This window comes from Pseudomonas sp. KCJK9058 (assembly GCF_046230975.1).
GTDB classification, from domain to species: domain Bacteria; phylum Pseudomonadota; class Gammaproteobacteria; order Pseudomonadales; family Pseudomonadaceae; genus Aquipseudomonas; species Aquipseudomonas alloputida.
In genome coordinates this window covers 84,726-100,708 of record NZ_JBJJLR010000002.1, presented here as the reverse complement: position 1 = coordinate 100,708, position 15,983 = coordinate 84,726, and the positions used below count along the sequence as shown (strand labels likewise).

The 15,983-nt window shown below is 62.4% G+C and carries 14 protein-coding genes; 11 read left to right on the top strand and 3 right to left on the bottom strand.

The window, feature by feature from the left end:
* Positions 1-30: 30 nt before the first annotated feature.
* Entirely contained in the window at positions 31-216 is a 186-nt protein-coding gene (locus tag ACK59Z_RS02245) for a hypothetical protein (protein WP_409292227.1), read from the bottom strand.
* A 72-nt stretch (positions 217-288) separates the two neighbouring features.
* Here ACK59Z_RS02245 and ACK59Z_RS02240 point away from each other — a divergent pair, with 72 nt between their 5' ends.
* From ACK59Z_RS02240 to ACK59Z_RS02220, 5 genes are all read left to right on the top strand, one after another.
* On the top strand, positions 289-1,209 hold the full coding sequence (locus ACK59Z_RS02240; protein ID WP_409292225.1) for a phosphohydrolase: 921 nt from the start codon (positions 289-291) through the stop codon (positions 1,207-1,209).
* A gap of 53 nt (positions 1,210-1,262) precedes the next feature.
* On the top strand, positions 1,263-1,760 hold the full coding sequence (locus ACK59Z_RS02235) for a hypothetical protein (RefSeq protein WP_064490682.1): 498 nt from the start codon (positions 1,263-1,265) through the stop codon (positions 1,758-1,760).
* Positions 1,761-1,972: 212 nt separating this feature from the next.
* A complete protein-coding gene (locus ACK59Z_RS02230) occupies positions 1,973-3,166 on the top strand; it encodes a tyrosine-type recombinase/integrase (RefSeq protein ID WP_409292223.1) in 1,194 nt (397 codons plus the stop codon).
* 20 nt (positions 3,167-3,186) lie between these two features.
* On the top strand, positions 3,187-4,773 hold the full coding sequence (locus tag ACK59Z_RS02225) for an ABC-F family ATPase (protein ID WP_003248141.1): 1,587 nt from the start codon (positions 3,187-3,189) through the stop codon (positions 4,771-4,773).
* 175 nt (positions 4,774-4,948) lie between these two features.
* Positions 4,949-6,142 (top strand): MFS transporter, encoded by a 1,194-nt coding sequence (locus ACK59Z_RS02220; RefSeq protein WP_409292221.1) that lies wholly within the window; start codon positions 4,949-4,951, stop codon positions 6,140-6,142.
* On the opposite strand, the gene ACK59Z_RS02215 is transcribed toward ACK59Z_RS02220, so the two are convergent.
* On the bottom strand, positions 6,104-7,150 hold the full coding sequence (locus ACK59Z_RS02215; protein WP_108191034.1) for a dienelactone hydrolase: 1,047 nt from the start codon (positions 7,148-7,150) through the stop codon (positions 6,104-6,106). The two genes, ACK59Z_RS02220 and ACK59Z_RS02215, sit on opposite strands and share 39 nt — an antisense overlap.
* A 201-nt stretch (positions 7,151-7,351) precedes the next feature.
* Between ACK59Z_RS02215 and yghU the strand changes: the two genes are divergently transcribed.
* The 6 genes from yghU to ACK59Z_RS02185 all read left to right on the top strand — a co-directional run bounded on the left by yghU (position 7,352) and on the right by ACK59Z_RS02185 (position 14,714).
* Positions 7,352-8,194 (top strand): glutathione-dependent disulfide-bond oxidoreductase, encoded by an 843-nt coding sequence (gene yghU / locus ACK59Z_RS02210; protein WP_003248134.1) that lies wholly within the window; start codon positions 7,352-7,354, stop codon positions 8,192-8,194.
* Between the two features lie 585 nt (positions 8,195-8,779).
* Positions 8,780-10,483, top strand: coding sequence for an amidase (locus ACK59Z_RS02205; protein WP_108191033.1), 1,704 nt, complete (start codon positions 8,780-8,782; stop codon positions 10,481-10,483).
* Positions 10,484-10,565: 82 nt separating this feature from the next.
* Positions 10,566-11,240, top strand: a complete 675-nt coding sequence (locus ACK59Z_RS02200; RefSeq protein ID WP_108191032.1) for a transcriptional regulator — start codon at positions 10,566-10,568, stop codon at positions 11,238-11,240.
* Entirely contained in the window at positions 11,237-12,154 is a 918-nt protein-coding gene (locus ACK59Z_RS02195; protein ID WP_108191031.1) for a pyridoxal-phosphate dependent enzyme, read from the top strand. Before ACK59Z_RS02200 ends, ACK59Z_RS02195 begins: the two co-directional genes overlap by 4 nt.
* 185 nt (positions 12,155-12,339) lie before the next feature.
* Positions 12,340-13,437, top strand: coding sequence for a carboxynorspermidine decarboxylase (gene nspC, locus ACK59Z_RS02190; RefSeq protein WP_003248125.1), 1,098 nt, complete (start codon positions 12,340-12,342; stop codon positions 13,435-13,437).
* A 32-nt stretch (positions 13,438-13,469) separates the two neighbouring features.
* Positions 13,470-14,714 carry a saccharopine dehydrogenase family protein gene (locus ACK59Z_RS02185; RefSeq protein WP_003248123.1) on the top strand — a complete coding sequence of 415 codons (1,245 nt, stop codon included), beginning with the start codon at positions 13,470-13,472 and terminating at the stop codon, positions 14,712-14,714.
* Positions 14,715-14,860: 146 nt separating this feature from the next.
* Here the strand turns inward: ACK59Z_RS02185 and ACK59Z_RS02180 are convergent, their stop codons facing one another.
* The gene (locus tag ACK59Z_RS02180) at positions 14,861-15,907 is read right to left on the bottom strand and encodes a class I SAM-dependent methyltransferase (protein ID WP_003248119.1); all 1,047 of its coding nucleotides are present in this window, start codon (positions 15,905-15,907) and stop codon (positions 14,861-14,863) included.
* Positions 15,908-15,983: the final 76 nt, after the last annotated feature.

Here is a 15,983-nt window from a genome sequence, read left to right as displayed (position 1 = left end):
CACACCTGCTGTAACACCTCCCCCTACAACTCACGTCCGCCGACGGGTCGTCCAGAAGTGCGTCACGGCCAGCAATACACCTGGTATCGCCATGCCAAGGCCACTGTAGATGAAGCCAGGCTGGTCAGACAGCAGCCCGCCCATAACGAACCCGATGCCCGTGGGTATGAGCGTGACCGCTACATAGCCAAACGGCTTCCTGACTTCCTTTGCCATTTCAATGCTCCTTGTTTTGGGGGCACTATTTAAACATGCGTGCCCGCCGCTGTGCGCGGGCGAGGAACCTCTATGTCTGAACGCAAAACGATGTGCATCTACCATGGCAACTGCGCTGACGGCTTCGGCGGCGCCTGGGTCGTCCGCAAGGCCTTAGGCGAGCAGGTTGAGTTCGTTGCCGGCGTGCATGGTCAGGAGCCACCTGATGTCACCGACAAAGATGTGATCATCGTCGACTTCAGTTACAAGTACGAAGTCATGGCCAGGCTGAGCTGGAAGGCCAACAGCATCATCATCCTGGACCACCACAAATCGGCGGCCGAGGACCTTGGCAAGTTCCCGCCCTTCCACGCCGGCGTTCGGGTGGATGGTCGGCACCCCGACGGGTCGGTCGCACTGGGCTGGGAAAGCGCCCACATCTCCATGAATTCGCAGAACTCCCCCGCTATCGCCTGCTGCTTCGACATGAACCGCAGCGGCGCCATGCTCGCCTGGGACCACTTCTTCCCCGGGCAGGAGCCGCCAATGCTACTGCGCCATATCGAGGACCGGGACCTGTGGCTGTTCCAGCTGGATGGCACCCGCGAGATTCAGGCCAACCTCTTCAGCTACCCCTACGACTTCGAAGTCTGGGACACGCTCATGGCGACTGATGTGCAGTCCCTCCGCTCGGACGGCGCCGCGATTGAGCGAAAGCACCAGAAGGACGTTGCCGAGCTGGTGGCCGTGACCAAGCGCCGCCTGGTCATCGGCGGTCACGATGTGCCGGTGGCCAGCCTGCCATACACGCTCACCAGCGATGCGGGTCACCTCATGGCCCAGGGCGAACCTTTCGCCGCCTGCTACTGGGATACCCCTGATGGCCGCGTATTCAGCCTGCGCAGCACAGACGATGGCATGGATGTGTCGGAGATCGCCAAGCAATACGGCGGTGGTGGCCACCGCAACGCTTCCGGCTTCCGCGTGCCGTTCGGCCACGAACTGACCAAGTAACTCCCCTCTTCCACTCAAGGCCGGCGGCAATGGCTGTCGGTCGAGGATCACCTATGTCCGCAATAAACCGTTTCCACGAAGTAGCCAACGATGCCCTGGTGCAGATCAGCGACCATCTGGTGCCAGGAGCCAAGCTCACCTTAGTGATCTACGTACCAGGCGAACCTGAGCAAGACATCGTCCTGATGGGCCGCGGTGTCGCTACTGATGAGGTCGTGAATACCCTACGCCGGCGTGCTGCGCTGAGCCTTGATGGCGACAACGCCTACAAGTCCGGGGTATGCGATGTAGCCGTAGGGGCAATGGCGGCCGGGAAACAGAATAATAACCAGCCGCCCGAGGGGCACTGGGGCCAGCGGTTTTGGGATATCGGCCGGGCCGAGGGAGAGCTGCAGGAAGAACTGGTTCAGGCACTCCGCCTGGCTCGCAAAGAGCTGGACGCCTGCCAGCGGGTGATCCACTACGCCGGCGGCTTCGATCCAGCTTACGTCGATGATGCCCAGGCCGCGATCAAGATCACCGACGCAGTGTTGGCCAAGACCCCAGCCTGACCACCAACCTGCCGCCACCGGCGGCGTGGAGACCATACCATGGAAACCGAAAGTACCGGTGACGTCGACAAGGTCACAGAACAGAAAATGGCTGACCTGCTCGGCTGCACCAAGCGCGCCCTGGAAGGCCGGCGCCTCCGCGGAGCGATACCTGAAGGCGTCTGGATGAAGCACGGCGGACGCATCATCTACAGCAAAAAGAGGTATGACGAATGGCTGGAAAGCCAATGGATTTACCCCCTGGAATCGACGTCCACTATGGCTCGCTCCGGCTCAGGTTCATGTGGGAAGGTACTCGCCGAAGTGAGACCCTTCCCTACCCCCCGACACAAAAAGGCATCAAGGCTGCATCCCAGCTTCGCGATAAAGTAAACAGCCTGATCAAGCTCAACCTCCTCGACCACGACAAGTACGCGGAGTTGTTCCCCAGTTCCGCCGCGGTTGTGGGCGGCGTTCCAACATTCGGTGAGTACGCCCAGTTGTGGCTGGACAGTCGTGAGATCGCAGCTGGTACCAGGCTGAACTATAAGGGCACCCTGAACCTGTACTGGGTGCCCAACCTCGCCTTGGTGCGTATTGATCTGATTACGTCGACGCTCCTGAGGCGAATCGTCGCCTCCATCACCTGGACTTCACCGTCGGTCAAACGCAACGCAATGGTGAAGCTGTCGACCATCCTGCGCTCAGCGGTACTGGACGGGCTGATCACGAGGAACCCGGCTGAAGCCATACAGCTGCCAGCACGCTCGAGGAAAGAGGTCGATCCCTTTACCTTGGACGAGGCGAATCTGATCATTGCCGAGCTGTACAAGCACCCTCATTGGCCTAGCCAGATCTATGCGGCTTTCTTCGAGTTCATGTTTTTCACTGGCCTACGCCTGTCCGAAGGCCTGGCACTGAGATGGGATGCGGTAGATACGACCAAGAAGACAGCTCACGTGCGGCGAACGATCGCGCTCGGGGTAGTTGAGGAAAGGACGAAGACAGGGAGGGACAGGTTTGTGCTGCTCAACGACAGGGCCTTGCACGCCCTGGAGTTCGCCAAGCAGTACGCAGAGCGCCGCAGGCTGGGCAAAGGGCAATTCACCGAATCGCCGTTCGTCTTTCCGCCTGGGAAGAATGGGGAGCACGTCAAGCAGACGTCGGACCTGCACCATCAGTGGCGCCCGATCCTTAAAGGCTTGGGGATCAGATACCGCCCCCCGTATAACTGCCGCCACACCTATGCGACAATATGCTTAATGTCTGGTCTCAACCCCGCATTTATCGCCCAACAGCTCGGGCATAGCGTGCAGATGCTCTTATCGACTTATGCGCGCTGGATTAACTCGTCCAACGACTGGCAGGAGCTGGAAAAGCTCCAAATTGGTCCGAAATTGGTCCGTAGCTGCGAAGAAGCCACGTAAGTTATTGATAGGTAAGCTCCTTGATCTCCACCGCTAACATCACCATGCAGTTCGGCTCCAAGCCGCTGTTCGAAAACGTTTCCGTCAAATTCAACAACGGCAACCGCTACGGCCTGATCGGCGCCAACGGTTGCGGCAAGTCGACCTTCATGAAAATCCTCGGCGGTGACCTGGAGCCGTCCGCAGGCCAGGTCATGCTTGAGCCGAACACCCGCCTGGGCAAACTGCGCCAGGACCAGTTCGCCTACGAGGAATTCACCGTGATCGACACGGTGATCATGGGCCACGGCCAGCTGTGGAAAGTCAAAGCCGAGCGTGACCGTATCTACTCGCTGCCGGAAATGACCGAAGAAGACGGCATGGCCGTCGCCGAGCTGGAAACCGAATTCGCCGAAATGGACGGCTACACCGCTGAGTCGCGCGCCGGTGAACTGCTGCTGGGCCTGGGTATTCCGCTGGACCAGCACTTCGGCCCGATGAGCGAAGTGGCACCGGGCTGGAAGCTGCGTGTCCTCCTGGCCCAGGCGCTGTTCTCGGACCCGGACGTGCTGCTGCTCGACGAACCGACCAACCACCTGGACATCAACACCATCCGCTGGCTGGAAACGATCCTCACGGCGCGTAACAGCACCATGATCATCATTTCCCACGACCGGCACTTCCTCAACAGCGTCTGCACCCACATGGCTGACCTGGATTACGGTGAGCTGCGCCTGTTCCCGGGCAACTATGACGAGTACATGACCGCAGCCACCCAGTCGCGTGAGCAGCTGCTGTCGGACAACGCCAAGAAGAAAGCCCAGATCGCCGAGCTGCAGACCTTTGTCAGCCGCTTCTCGGCCAACGCCTCCAAAGCCAAGCAGGCTACTTCTCGTGCCAAGCAGATCGACAAGATCCAGCTGGCCGAGGTCAAACCGTCCAGCCGCGTCAGCCCGTTCATTCGCTTCGAACAGACGAAAAAACTGCACCGCCAGGCCGTGGTCGTCGAAAAAATGGCCAAAGCCTTCGACGACAAGGTGCTGTTCAAGAACTTCGACATCACCGTCGAAGCGGGCGAGCGCGTTGCGATCATCGGCCCCAACGGTATTGGCAAGACCACCCTGCTGCGCACCCTGGTCGGCGAGATGACCCCGGATGCCGGCTCGGTAAAGTGGACCGACAGCGCCGAAGTGGGCTACTACGCCCAGGACCACGCCCACGACTTCGAAGACGACATGAGCCTGTTCGACTGGATGGGCCAGTGGACCTCTGGCGAGCAGGTGATCCGCGGCACCCTGGGGCGCATGCTGTTCTCCAACGACGAAATCCTCAAGTCGGTGAAGGTGATTTCCGGTGGTGAACAAGGTCGCATGCTGTTCGGCAAGCTGATCCTGCAGAAACCGAACGTGCTGGTGATGGACGAGCCGACCAACCACCTGGACATGGAATCGATCGAAGCGCTGAACCTGGCGCTGGAAAACTACCCGGGCACCCTGCTGTTCGTCAGCCACGACCGCGAGTTCGTGTCGTCGCTGGCCACGCGCATCATCGAGCTGTCGGCCGATGGTGTGGTGGACTTCAGCGGTACTTACGATGACTACCTGCGTAGCCAGGGTGTGCTGGTCTGATTGAAGGCCAAGGCCTGGCTACCTTGTGTGGCTGGGCCTCTTCGCGGGCTTGCCCGCGAAGCCCCCCTCCCACCGACTGACACTGCCCGACGAATAATTCGTTAGCCTGCTTTCTTTTCCTTTGCGCAACGGCCATGATGGGACCACGCCCAACCGCCCGCCCGCGAAAGAGCCCATGACCGCGCAACAACCTGCCCCCGCCAGTCACACGCTGCACATCACCCTGCAGATCCTGTCGATCGTTTTCTATACCTTCATTGCCTTCCTCTGCATCGGCCTGCCGATTGCGGTGCTGCCCAGCTATGTGCACGACCAGCTCGGCTTTGGCGCAGTGATCGCCGGTGTAACCATTGGCCTGCAGTACCTGGCCACGCTGCTGAGCCGCCCGTTTGCAGGCAAGGTGGCGGACACCTTGGGAGGGAAACAGGCCATCCGCTTTGGCTTGCTGGGGATTGCCGGTTGCGGGGTGTTGACGTTGCTGTCAGCCTGGACCCTCACCTTACCGCTGCTGGGCCTGGCACTGCTGCTCGGTGGACGTTTGCTGCTGGGCATCGCCCAAGGGCTGATCGGTGTGGCCACTTTGAGCTGGGGCATCAGCCAGGTCGGCCCCGAACACACTGCCAGGGTGATCTCGTGGAACGGCATCGCCTCCTATGGCGCGATTGCCATCGGTGCGCCGATCGGCGTGCTGGCCGTGGACGGGCTGGACTTCAGCGTACTGGGGCCGGCTTTGCTGGTGCTGGCAACCCTTGCCCTGCTGGTGCTTCGCAAGCGCCCCGACGTGGTCGTGGTGCGCGGCGAGCGCCTGCCCTTCTGGTCGGCGTTCGGCCGGGTTGCCCCGTGTGGCCTGGGTTTGACCCTGGCCTCGATCGGCTACGGCACCTTGACCACCTTCGTCACCCTGTACTACCTCGAGCGCGGCTGGGCCGGTGCGGCCTGGTGCCTGAGTGCGTTTGGTGTGTGCTTCATCATTTCGCGGCTGCTGTTCGTCAACGCGGTCAACCGCTTTGGTGGCTACAACGTGGCGGTCGCCTGCATGGCCACCGAAGTGCTGGGCCTGGGCCTTCTGTGGCTGGCGCCCTCGCCGCCCTGGGCGCTGGTTGGTGCCGGGCTGACCGGTTTCGGGCTGTCGCTGGTGTACCCGGCATTGGGCGTGGAGGCGATCAAGCACGTCCCCAGCAGCAGCCGCGGCGCAGGGCTGGGTGCCTATGCTGTGTTCTTCGACATGGCCTTGGCCATTGCCGGCCCGGTGATGGGCGCCGTGGCGGTACACCTGGGGTATGCCTCGATCTTCTGCGTGGCGGCCCTGCTCGCCTTGGCCGGCGTCGGCCTAACGTTGTGGCTGGCGCGGCGCGCCCGCCGTAGCTGAACGCTCAGCCGGCGCTGGCGCGCCCAGCGCCTGGCTGAAGAACGCTGCCGTTTCTCGCTGCAGCGAATGATGGATATGCCGGCGGTCGACGCCGTCGGCGTCCTTGCACAGCGCCGGCATTCGCGCGTACTGCTCGGCATCGCAGTGGGCCATGAACACGAAATGCCCGGCACCGGCCAACAGGCGGTAGTCCGGTGTGACCGGCAGTTTGCGGGCCAGGGCCTCAGCATTACGGTCTACGGCCACAAGCTGATCGCTGTCGCCACTGTAGATCAGTGCGGGAACCTGCACCCCGGTCAGCGCATGGCGCCCGAACAACAGGCTCAGCGGCGCCATCAACATGACCGCCCCCACTCGCGGGTCGGTCTCGGGCGCCAGTTCGCTACGGTCGGCAATCAGGATGCCGTGGGTCTTGCAGGCGTCTGTGTCATGCGGGCGCTCCAGGCAGTACTGACGCAGACGGTCCAGGTCGGGGCGTGCGCCAGACAGGATCAACGCAGTTTCTCCGCCGGCCGAGTAGCCAATCACGCCCACCTTGCCTTCATTCAGATAAGGCCCGACCACTGCATCATCACGCGCTGCGGTGATCGCCGCGCTGACTTGCAGCGGCCGCCCATAAAGATTGCTCAGGGTGCCAAGGCGACTGTGGTCGCGCACGTTGTCCCCCGGGTGCACCACCGCCACCACCACGAACCCTTGCCGCGCCAGCGACGTGGCCAGGTAATGCAAGGCCAATGGGCTGCCCGTATTGCCGTGAGACAGCACCAGCAACGGGAATCGCCCCATGGCGACGGGCGCCTCTTCGGCCACGTCTACGGGATACCCGTCTATACGGCTGATACGGGTTTTGCCAACGGCCGGGTAGAACGCCAGCGCTTGCATCGGGCGGCTATCGACCGGGTCGGTCAAGGTCATAAGGTGCAGGCCGGCAACCCACGGCGCGGCCTCGGCGCGGGCCAACAGGCCGCCGAGCAGGACCAGCGCCAACACGCAGCGTGCAAGGGTCATCGGCCAGCGGTTCCTTGCAGGACGAAGGGATAACCCAGCATAAAACCGGCCGGCGTTGTGCCGGATGAAAACTGGATGAAACCGCCGTCATGCAAGCTGCGCCTGCACCCTGTGCATTTGCGCATTGCGTCGAACCCATGGCATAGATGCAGGTCAACGTTTTCACGTGACCGTTTTCGCGCCTTTGAAGGAGATTCATGCATGAGCAAGCCTGCCTACGTGCCACCCAAAGTCTGGCGCAACGACGCAGCCTCCGGCGGCCAGTTCGCCAGCATCAACCGCCCGGTCGCCGGCCCGACTCACGACAAGGACCTGCCGCTGGGCAAACACCCGCTGCAGCTGTATTCCCTGGCTACGCCCAACGGCGTCAAGGTCACCATTGCCCTTGAAGAGCTGCTTGCCCTGGGCCACGCCGGTGCCGAATACGATGCCTGGCTGATCCGCATCGGCGAGGGTGATCAGTTTTCCAGTGGCTTCGTCCAGGTCAACCCCAACTCGAAGATCCCTGCCCTGCTCGACCGCAGCGTGGAGCCGCCGGTGCGGGTGTTCGAATCAGGTTCGATCCTGTTGTACCTGGCAGAAAAGTTTGGAGCATTGCTGCCAAAATCGCCGGCTGCGCGCACCGAATGCCTGAACTGGTTGTTCTGGCAGATGGGTGCGGCGCCTTACCTGGGCGGTGGTTTTGGCCACTTCTACGTGTATGCACCGGAAAAGTTCGAGTACGCCATCAACCGCTTCACCATGGAGGCCAAGCGTCAGCTGGACGTACTTGATCGTCGCTTGGCCGAAAGCCGTTATCTGGGGGGCGAGGCATACAGTATTGCTGATATTGCCGTGTGGCCGTGGTATGGCCAGCTGGTACGCGGCAACCTGTATGACGCGGCGCAGTTCCTGGCGGTTGACGAGTACCCGAACGTACAGCGCTGGGCCGAGGACATCGCCCAGCGCCCTGCTGTGCAGCGCGGTACACGCGTGAACCGTACCTGGGGAGATGAACACAGCCAGGTGCCGGAGCGCCATAGCGCCGCCGACCTGGCAGGTTGACGCAAACCGTGTGGAGCAACTGTCTTGCTCAATTTCCATAAGCTGGCGCGATCCGTGTGGGAGCGGCCTTGTGTCGCGAAAGGGCCGCGAAGCGGCCCCAGCATTATTTGCATCGACGCTGAAATCCCGGGGCTGCTGTGCAGCCCTTTCGCGACACAAGGCCGCTCCCACAGGGACTGCGCCAGGCTTTAGATGTGGACGACGACTTTCAGGACTTCCAGCGCCGGTTCGACCTTGATGCCCAGCACTGCCCCCAGGTCCATTACCCGTGCCAGTTCCTGCTGCCCTACCATGACCATCTGCAGTTCATACCTGTGGGAAACAACGGCGACCCCGGGGTTGTGGGTGGGTTTGCGGTGATGATGTTTCTCGATATCGCGCAGGGCTGAGGCTGAGCACCAGCCTGTGGGCGGCCCTTGGGTGACTGAAAGGCCGCCCCCACAATGGGCCGGGTAATGCCTGTGAATGCCCCCGACAATGCCCCCCTGCATAAAACCATTTGCCCCTGCGCAAACCTGCGTCCGCCAAGCCCTTCTTGTACACTCCTCGCATTAGCCCCCACCTGCACATTTTTTTGGTGAACGCATGATCGAGGTAACCGAGGTTTCCATTGCCGAGCTGCGCGACGCGCTCGAGTCGGGCCGCACGACAGCGGTCGAGCTGGTCAAGGCCTACCTGGCGCGCATCGACGCCTACGATGGCGCCGACACGGCCACAGCCCTTAACGCCGTAGTGGTACGCAACCCGGAGGCGCTCAAAGAGGCCGAGGCCTCCGATGCCCGTCGTGCCAAGGGCCAGGTGCTTAGCCCGCTGGACGGCATCCCCTACACCGCCAAGGACAGCTACCTGGTCAAAGGCTTGACTGCCGCCTCCGGCAGCCCTGCCTTCAAGGACCTGGTCGCCCAGCGCGATGCCTTCACCATCGAGCGCCTGCGCGCCGCCGGTGCCGTGTGCCTGGGCAAGACCAACATGCCGCCCATGGCTAACGGTGGCATGCAGCGCGGCGTCTATGGCCGCGCCGAAAGCCCGTACAACGCCAACTACCTGACCGCGCCCTTCGCCTCGGGCTCGTCCAACGGTGCCGGTACCGCCACCGCCGCCAGCTTCAGCGCCTTTGGCCTGGCCGAAGAAACCTGGTCCAGCGGCCGTGGCCCGGCGTCCAACAACGGCCTGTGCGCCTACACCCCGTCGCGCGGGGTGATTTCGGTGCGTGGCAACTGGCCGCTGACGCCGACCATGGACGTGGTGGTGCCCTACGCCCGCACCATGGCCGACCTGCTGGAAATCCTCGACGTGGTGGTCGCCGATGACGCCGACAAGCGCGGCGACCTGTGGCGCCTGCAGCCGTGGGTGCCAATCCCCGCTGCCTCGACGGTACGTCCGGCGTCGTACCTTGAACTGGCGGTAGATGCCAGCGCGCTCAAGGGCAAGCGCTTTGGCGTACCACGCATGTATATAAATGCCGATCCCGAAGCGGGCACCGCCGAGAAGCCAGGCATCGGCGGGCCGACCGGCCAACGCATCAACACCCGCGCCACGGTGATCGACCTGTGGCAACAAGCACGCCAGGCCCTGGAAGCGGCGGGTGCCGAAGTGCTGGAAGTGGACTTCCCGTTGGTGTCCAACTGCGAAGGCGACCGCCCAGGCGCGCCGACCGTGTACAACCGTGGCATCGTCAGCAAGGCATTCCTGCATGACGAACTGTGGGAACTGTCGGGCTGGGCCTTTGACGACTTCCTGCGCGCCAACGATGACCCCAAGCTTAACCGCCTGGCCGATGTCGACGGGCTGAAGATCTTCCCCCACGACCCGGGCACCTTGCCCAACCGTGAAGATGACCTGGCTGCCGGCATGGACGAGTACGTCAACATGGCCAAACGTGGCCTGAAGACCTGGGACCAGATCGAGACCCTGCCCGACGGCCTGCGCGGGCTGGAGCAGACCCGCAAGCTGGACCTGGAAGACTGGATGGACAAGCTGGGCCTGGACGCGGTGCTGTTCCCCACCGTAGCCGACGTTGGCCCGGCCGATGCCGATATCAACCCGGTATCGGCGGACATCGCCTGGAGCAACGGTGTCTGGGTAGCCAACGGCAACCTGGCAATCCGTCACCTGGGCGTGCCGACCGTGACCGTGCCGATGGGCGTGATGGCCGATATCGGTATGCCGGTGGGGCTGACCTTTGCCGGGAAGGCTTATAGCGACAACGCGCTGCTGAGTTTTGCTGCCGCGTTCGAGGCCACCGGCTCGCGCCGGATGATTCCGCCGCGCACGCCGGCGCTTGGCTGAGTCTTACAGGGCCCCTAAAAGCAGATCGCGAATTTCAACCATATGTGTAAAAATACACAAACAGTTGATTTTGCGATCTGCCATGCCTATCACCCACAGCGAAGAACGCCAACTCACCCTCACCGTGCTCAAGGCCGCCATCCAGGCCCTGGGCAGCGTTGCCGCGCGCAACATGGAAATACTCCTGCACGACCTTGACCACCCCGAACACTCGGTGGTGGCGATCGTCAACGGTCATCTTTCCGGCCGCAGCGTGGGCAGCCCGATCCTCGCCGCACCGGAGCAGGACCAGGGTTTCAAGGCACTGATGCAGGCCTCGGCCGACCAGCACGGCTGTGAGCCGGTGGTGCTGCCCGATTACCCCACTACGCTCAAAGGCCGCACGCTACGGAGTGCCACGGCAATCTTCCGTGACAGCAGCGGCCACCCCTTCGCCAGCCTGTGCGTCAACACCGACGTCACCGGCCTGGATGCTGCCATGAGCTTTCTCCAGCAGTTGCAGCCGCTGGGGGCCATACCGGCGGTCAACGAACCGGCCGACATGGAGCTGCTGATGAGCGAGATCATCCAGGCTGCCCTGCAGCGCAGCGGCCAGGGGCGGATGAACAAACAGGCCAAGGTCGAGGCCGTGCGCGTCATGCAGGAGCGCGGCCTGTTCATCGTCAAGGGCGGCGTGGAGAAGGCTGCCAGCGCCCTCGGCGTGACGCGCTACACCATTTACAACTACCTCGAGCAACTACGCGGAGCCAGCCAATGACCTTGCACATTCATACCCCCCTGATCGAGTCGCGCCCGCTGTCGTTGGCGGCCGGTCGTAATATCTGGCTCAAGCTCGACGCCCTGCAACCCTGCGGTTCGTTCAAACTGCGCGGTGTAGGCTACGCCTGCGAGGTACACCACGCGCGTGGCGCCCGGCACTTTGTGTCCTCGTCAGGTGGCAATGCCGGTTTGGCAGTCGCCTACGCTGGACGCAAGCTGGGGGTGCCGGTGACCGTGGTGGTACCCGAAACCACCACCGAACGGGCCAAGCAGCTGCTGCACCTGGAAGACGCCAAGGTGGTGGTGCACGGCAGTTCCTGGCAAGAGGCCAACGCCCTGGCACAGACACTGATAGGCCCGAACGATGCTTTCATCCACCCATTCGACGACCCACTGCTGTGGGCCGGGCATGCCAGCCTGGTGGATGAGGTGGCCGAAGCCGGCCTGAAGCCGGACGCGGTGGTGTTGTCAGTCGGCGGGGGCGGCTTGCTCAGTGGCGTGGTAGAGGGGCTCAAGCGCAATGGCTGGGGCGATGTGCCGGTGCTGGCAGTAGAAACCGAGGGCGCGGCGTCGCTGCATGCGGCCATGCAGGCTGGGCATTCGGTGGAGCTGGAGCGCATCGCCTCGGTGGCCACGTCGCTGGGGGCCAAGCGTGTGGCTGATCAGGCGCTGAGGTGCGTGCAGCAGCATCCGGTGCACAGCCATCTGGTCAGCGATCGCGCAGCGCTGGAGGCCTGTGAGCGGTTCTTGCTGGACCACCGTGTACTGGTCGAGCCCGCGTGCGGGGCGGCGTTGGCAGTGGCCTATGATGCCAAGGCACTGGGCGCCTTGCGCAATGTACTGGTGGTGGTCTGTGGCGGCGCTACCGCAACACTGGAGCAGATCCAGGCCTGGCTGCAGCAGGCAGACTAAAGCTGCCATCTGTCGGGGGTGATTACGACAGTCACATGCACCTGATCTACTAGGCTCGCCGCAACCGAAAAAGCCCTCGCAATAGCGTCAACCCTGACGAAATGCGTATCCCGCCCTTTCGGTCTGCGGCAAGTGAAGGCACAATGCGTGTCCTTTTTTTGGCCGGCCTGGCCGGGGGCCTTTAAATGATCAAGACGCCGTATTACCTCATCGATAAAACCAAGCTGCTCAGCAACATGGAGAAGATCGCCTACGTGCGCGAACACTCCGGTGCCAAGGCGCTGCTCGCCCTCAAATGCTTCGCCACCTGGTCGGTGTTCGACCTGATGCAGCAGTACATGGACGGTACCACCTCGTCCTCCCTGTTCGAGCTCAAGCTCGGCCGCCAGAAGTTCGCCGGCGAAACCCATGCTTATAGCGTGGCCTGGGCCGACGACGAGGTCGAGGAGATGCTTGAGAACTGCGACAAGATCATCTTCAACTCGATCGGCCAGCTGCAACGCTTTGCCGAACAGTCCGAAGGCAAGGTGCGTGGTCTGCGCGTCAACCCGCAGGTCAGCAGCTCCGACTACCTGCTGGCCGACCCGGCCCGCCCGTTCAGCCGCCTGGGCGAATGGGACCCGGCCAAGATCGAGCAGGTGATCGAACAGATCTCCGGTTTCATGTTCCACAACAACTGCGAGAACGGTGACTTCGGCCTGTTCGACAAGATGCTCACGCACATCGAAGAGCGATTCGGCCACCTGCTGCACAAGGTCGAGTGGGTCAGCCTGGGTGGCGGCATTCACTTCACCGGTGAAGACTATGCAGTAGACGCCTTCTGCGCGCGCTTGAAGGCGTTCTCGGAAAAATACGGCGTGCAGGTTTACCTGGAGCCGGGCGAAGCCGCCATCACCAACAGCGCCTCGCTGGAAGTGACCGTGCTCGATACCCTGTACAACGGCAAGCACCTGGCCGTGGTCGACAGCTCGATCGAAGCGCACCTGCTCGACCTGCTGATCTACCGCCTCAACGCCAAGATGGCCCCCAATGACGGCGAGCATACCTACATGGTCTGCGGCAAGTCATGCCTGGCCGGTGACATCTTCGGCGAGTACCAATTCGACCGTCCGCTGGCCATTGGCGATCGCCTGTCGTTCATCGACACGGCGGGTTACACCATGGTCAAGAAAAACTGGTTCAACGGGCTGAAGATGCCTTCCATCGTGGTCAAGCAGCTCGACGGCAGCGTCGAAGTCGTCCGCGAGTTCGGTTTCGAAGACTACGTTTCCAGCCTGTCGTAAGACCGGCTTTCAAGTAAGGAGCAAAGGGTAAATTGAAGAAGAACGTTCTTATCATTGGTGCAGGAGGTGTCGCCAAGGTGGTGGCCCACAAGTGCGCGCAGCATAACGACGAACTGGGTCGTATCGCCATCGCGTCACGGAACATCTCCAAATGCCAGGCCATCATCGACAGCGTCAAGGCCAAGGGTAGCCTCAAGGTACCCGCCGACATCCAGGCCTTCTCGCTCAATGCCCTCGATGTCGAGGCAACCAAGGCGCTGATCCGCGAAACCGAATCGCAGATCGTGATCAATGTGGGTTCCGCCTTCCTCAACATGTCGGTGCTGCGTGCATGCATCGATACGGGTGTCGCCTATCTGGACACCGCCATCCACGAAGAGCCGGGCAAGATCTGCGAGACCCCACCGTGGTACGGCAACTACGAGTGGAAACACCTCGAAGAGTGCCAGGCAAAGAACATTACCGCCATTCTCGGCGTCGGTTTCGACCCGGGTGTGGTGAACAGCTACGCCAAGCTGGCGCAGCAACAGTATTTCGACAGCATTGATTCGATCGATATTCTCGACGTCAATGCCGGTTCACATGGCAAGTACTTTGCCACCAACTTCGACCCGGAAATCAACTTCCGCGAGTTCACCGGACAAGTGTGGAGCTGGCAGAACAGCCAGTGGACCAGCAACACCATGTTCGAGGTCAAGCGTACCGACGACCTGCCAGTGGTAGGCTCGCAAAACCTGTACCTGACCGGCCACGATGAAGTTCACTCGATTTCGAAGAACCTCAACGTCCCGAACGTGCGCTTCTGGATGAGCTTCGGCGAGCACTACATCAACGTGTTCACGGTACTGAAAAACCTGGGCCTGCTCAGCGAGCAACCGGTGAAAACCGCCGAAGGCCTGGAAGTGGTACCGCTGAAAGTAGTCAAGGCTGTACTGCCAGACCCGGCCTCGCTGGCCCCTGGCTACACCGGCAAGACCTGCATCGGCGACCTGGTCAAAGGCACCAAGGATGGCCAGCCGCGCGAAGTGTTCATCTACAACGTGGCCGACCACGAAGAAGCCTACGCCGAGACCGACAGCCAGGGCATTTCCTACACCGCCGGCGTACCGCCAGTGGCTGCCGCCCTGCTGGTAGCCCGTGGCGAGTGGGATGCCAAGCGCATGGTCAACGTCGAGGAGCTGCCAGCCGAGCCGTTCCTCAAGGCGCTGGACGTGATGGGCCTGCCGACCCGCGTCAAAGATGAAAAAGGCGATCGTCCTTGGGACGCTGAAGCCTAAGCAACAAACAGAAGGGGCGCCACATGGCGCCCCTTCTGCTTTCCAGGCCCAGCCACTTCGCGGGCAGCTCAGGCGCTCCACAGGCCTGAAACAAGCACGTAACCTGTGTGGGCGAGCCCGCGAAGAGGCCGCTGCAGGATCACGCTCTACTTGCGGGCCTCCAGAATCAGGTTGAACGGCGTCTGCGTCGCCCGCCGGAACCTGCTGAACCCTGCCTCCTCGAAGACCGCCCGCAATCGCGCCTCCCCGGCCTGCGCACCCAACCCCAGCCCCACTTCCTGCGACAACGAATTGGGCGTGCAGATAAACGTCGACGCCGCATAGAACAAGCGCCCGACCGGTGTCAGGTTACCCTCCAGCGAGTCCTCGGCATAAGGCTCCACCAGCATGACCGTGCCATCCGCTTTCAAAGCATGGTAGGCATGCCTGGCTGCCCCGACCGGGTCACCCATGTCGTGCAGGCAATCGAAGAAGCACACCAGGTCATGGTCATGCCCCGGGTACTCCTTGGCGCTGGCCTGCTGGAAGCTCACCCGCGACTCCAACCCCGCTTCACGCGCACGCGCGTTGGCGGTGACGATCGAAGGCTGATGATAGTCGTACCCCACGAAGGTCGACGCCGGAAACGCCTGCGCCATCACCAGCGTCGAGGCACCATGACCGCACCCCACATCCGCCACCTTGGCGCCCGCCTGCAGCTTGGCCACCACACCCTCCAGTGCCGGCAGCCAATCCGCTACCAGGAAGGTGCGATACCCCGGCCGGAAAAACCGCTCGGTACCGCTGAACATGCACGGGTGGTGATCGCCCCAGGCCAACCCGCCATCGCCACGCATGGCAGCTACCAGCTTGTCCTTGTCATGGAACAGCGCCGCCACCACGGACGCGCCGCCGGCCATGTAGGCCGGAGAATCCTCCAGCGCCAGGGCCATGGCCTGTTCTTCAGGCAGCACAAAACGGCCCTTGTCATGGACCATGTAGCCCGATGCCGCCTGGGCATTCAACCATTCTCGCACCAGCCGCGGGTGGCAGCCGGTCTTTTCCGCCAGTTGCTCAGGGGTGACCGCCTGGCTGTCGGCCATGGCCCGGTACAGCCCCAGTTCATCGCCGAGAATGACATTGGCCAGCGTCGCCGCCGCGCCCATGTCGCCCACCAGCTTGCCCATAAAATCGTGAAGCCTTGCCTCGTCCATGACCTGCCCTCCTCTGCAAGAAGGCCATCGCCAACGAGGGACATCCGCTCCGGGAAGGCGGTGGTCGGTTCAAGGG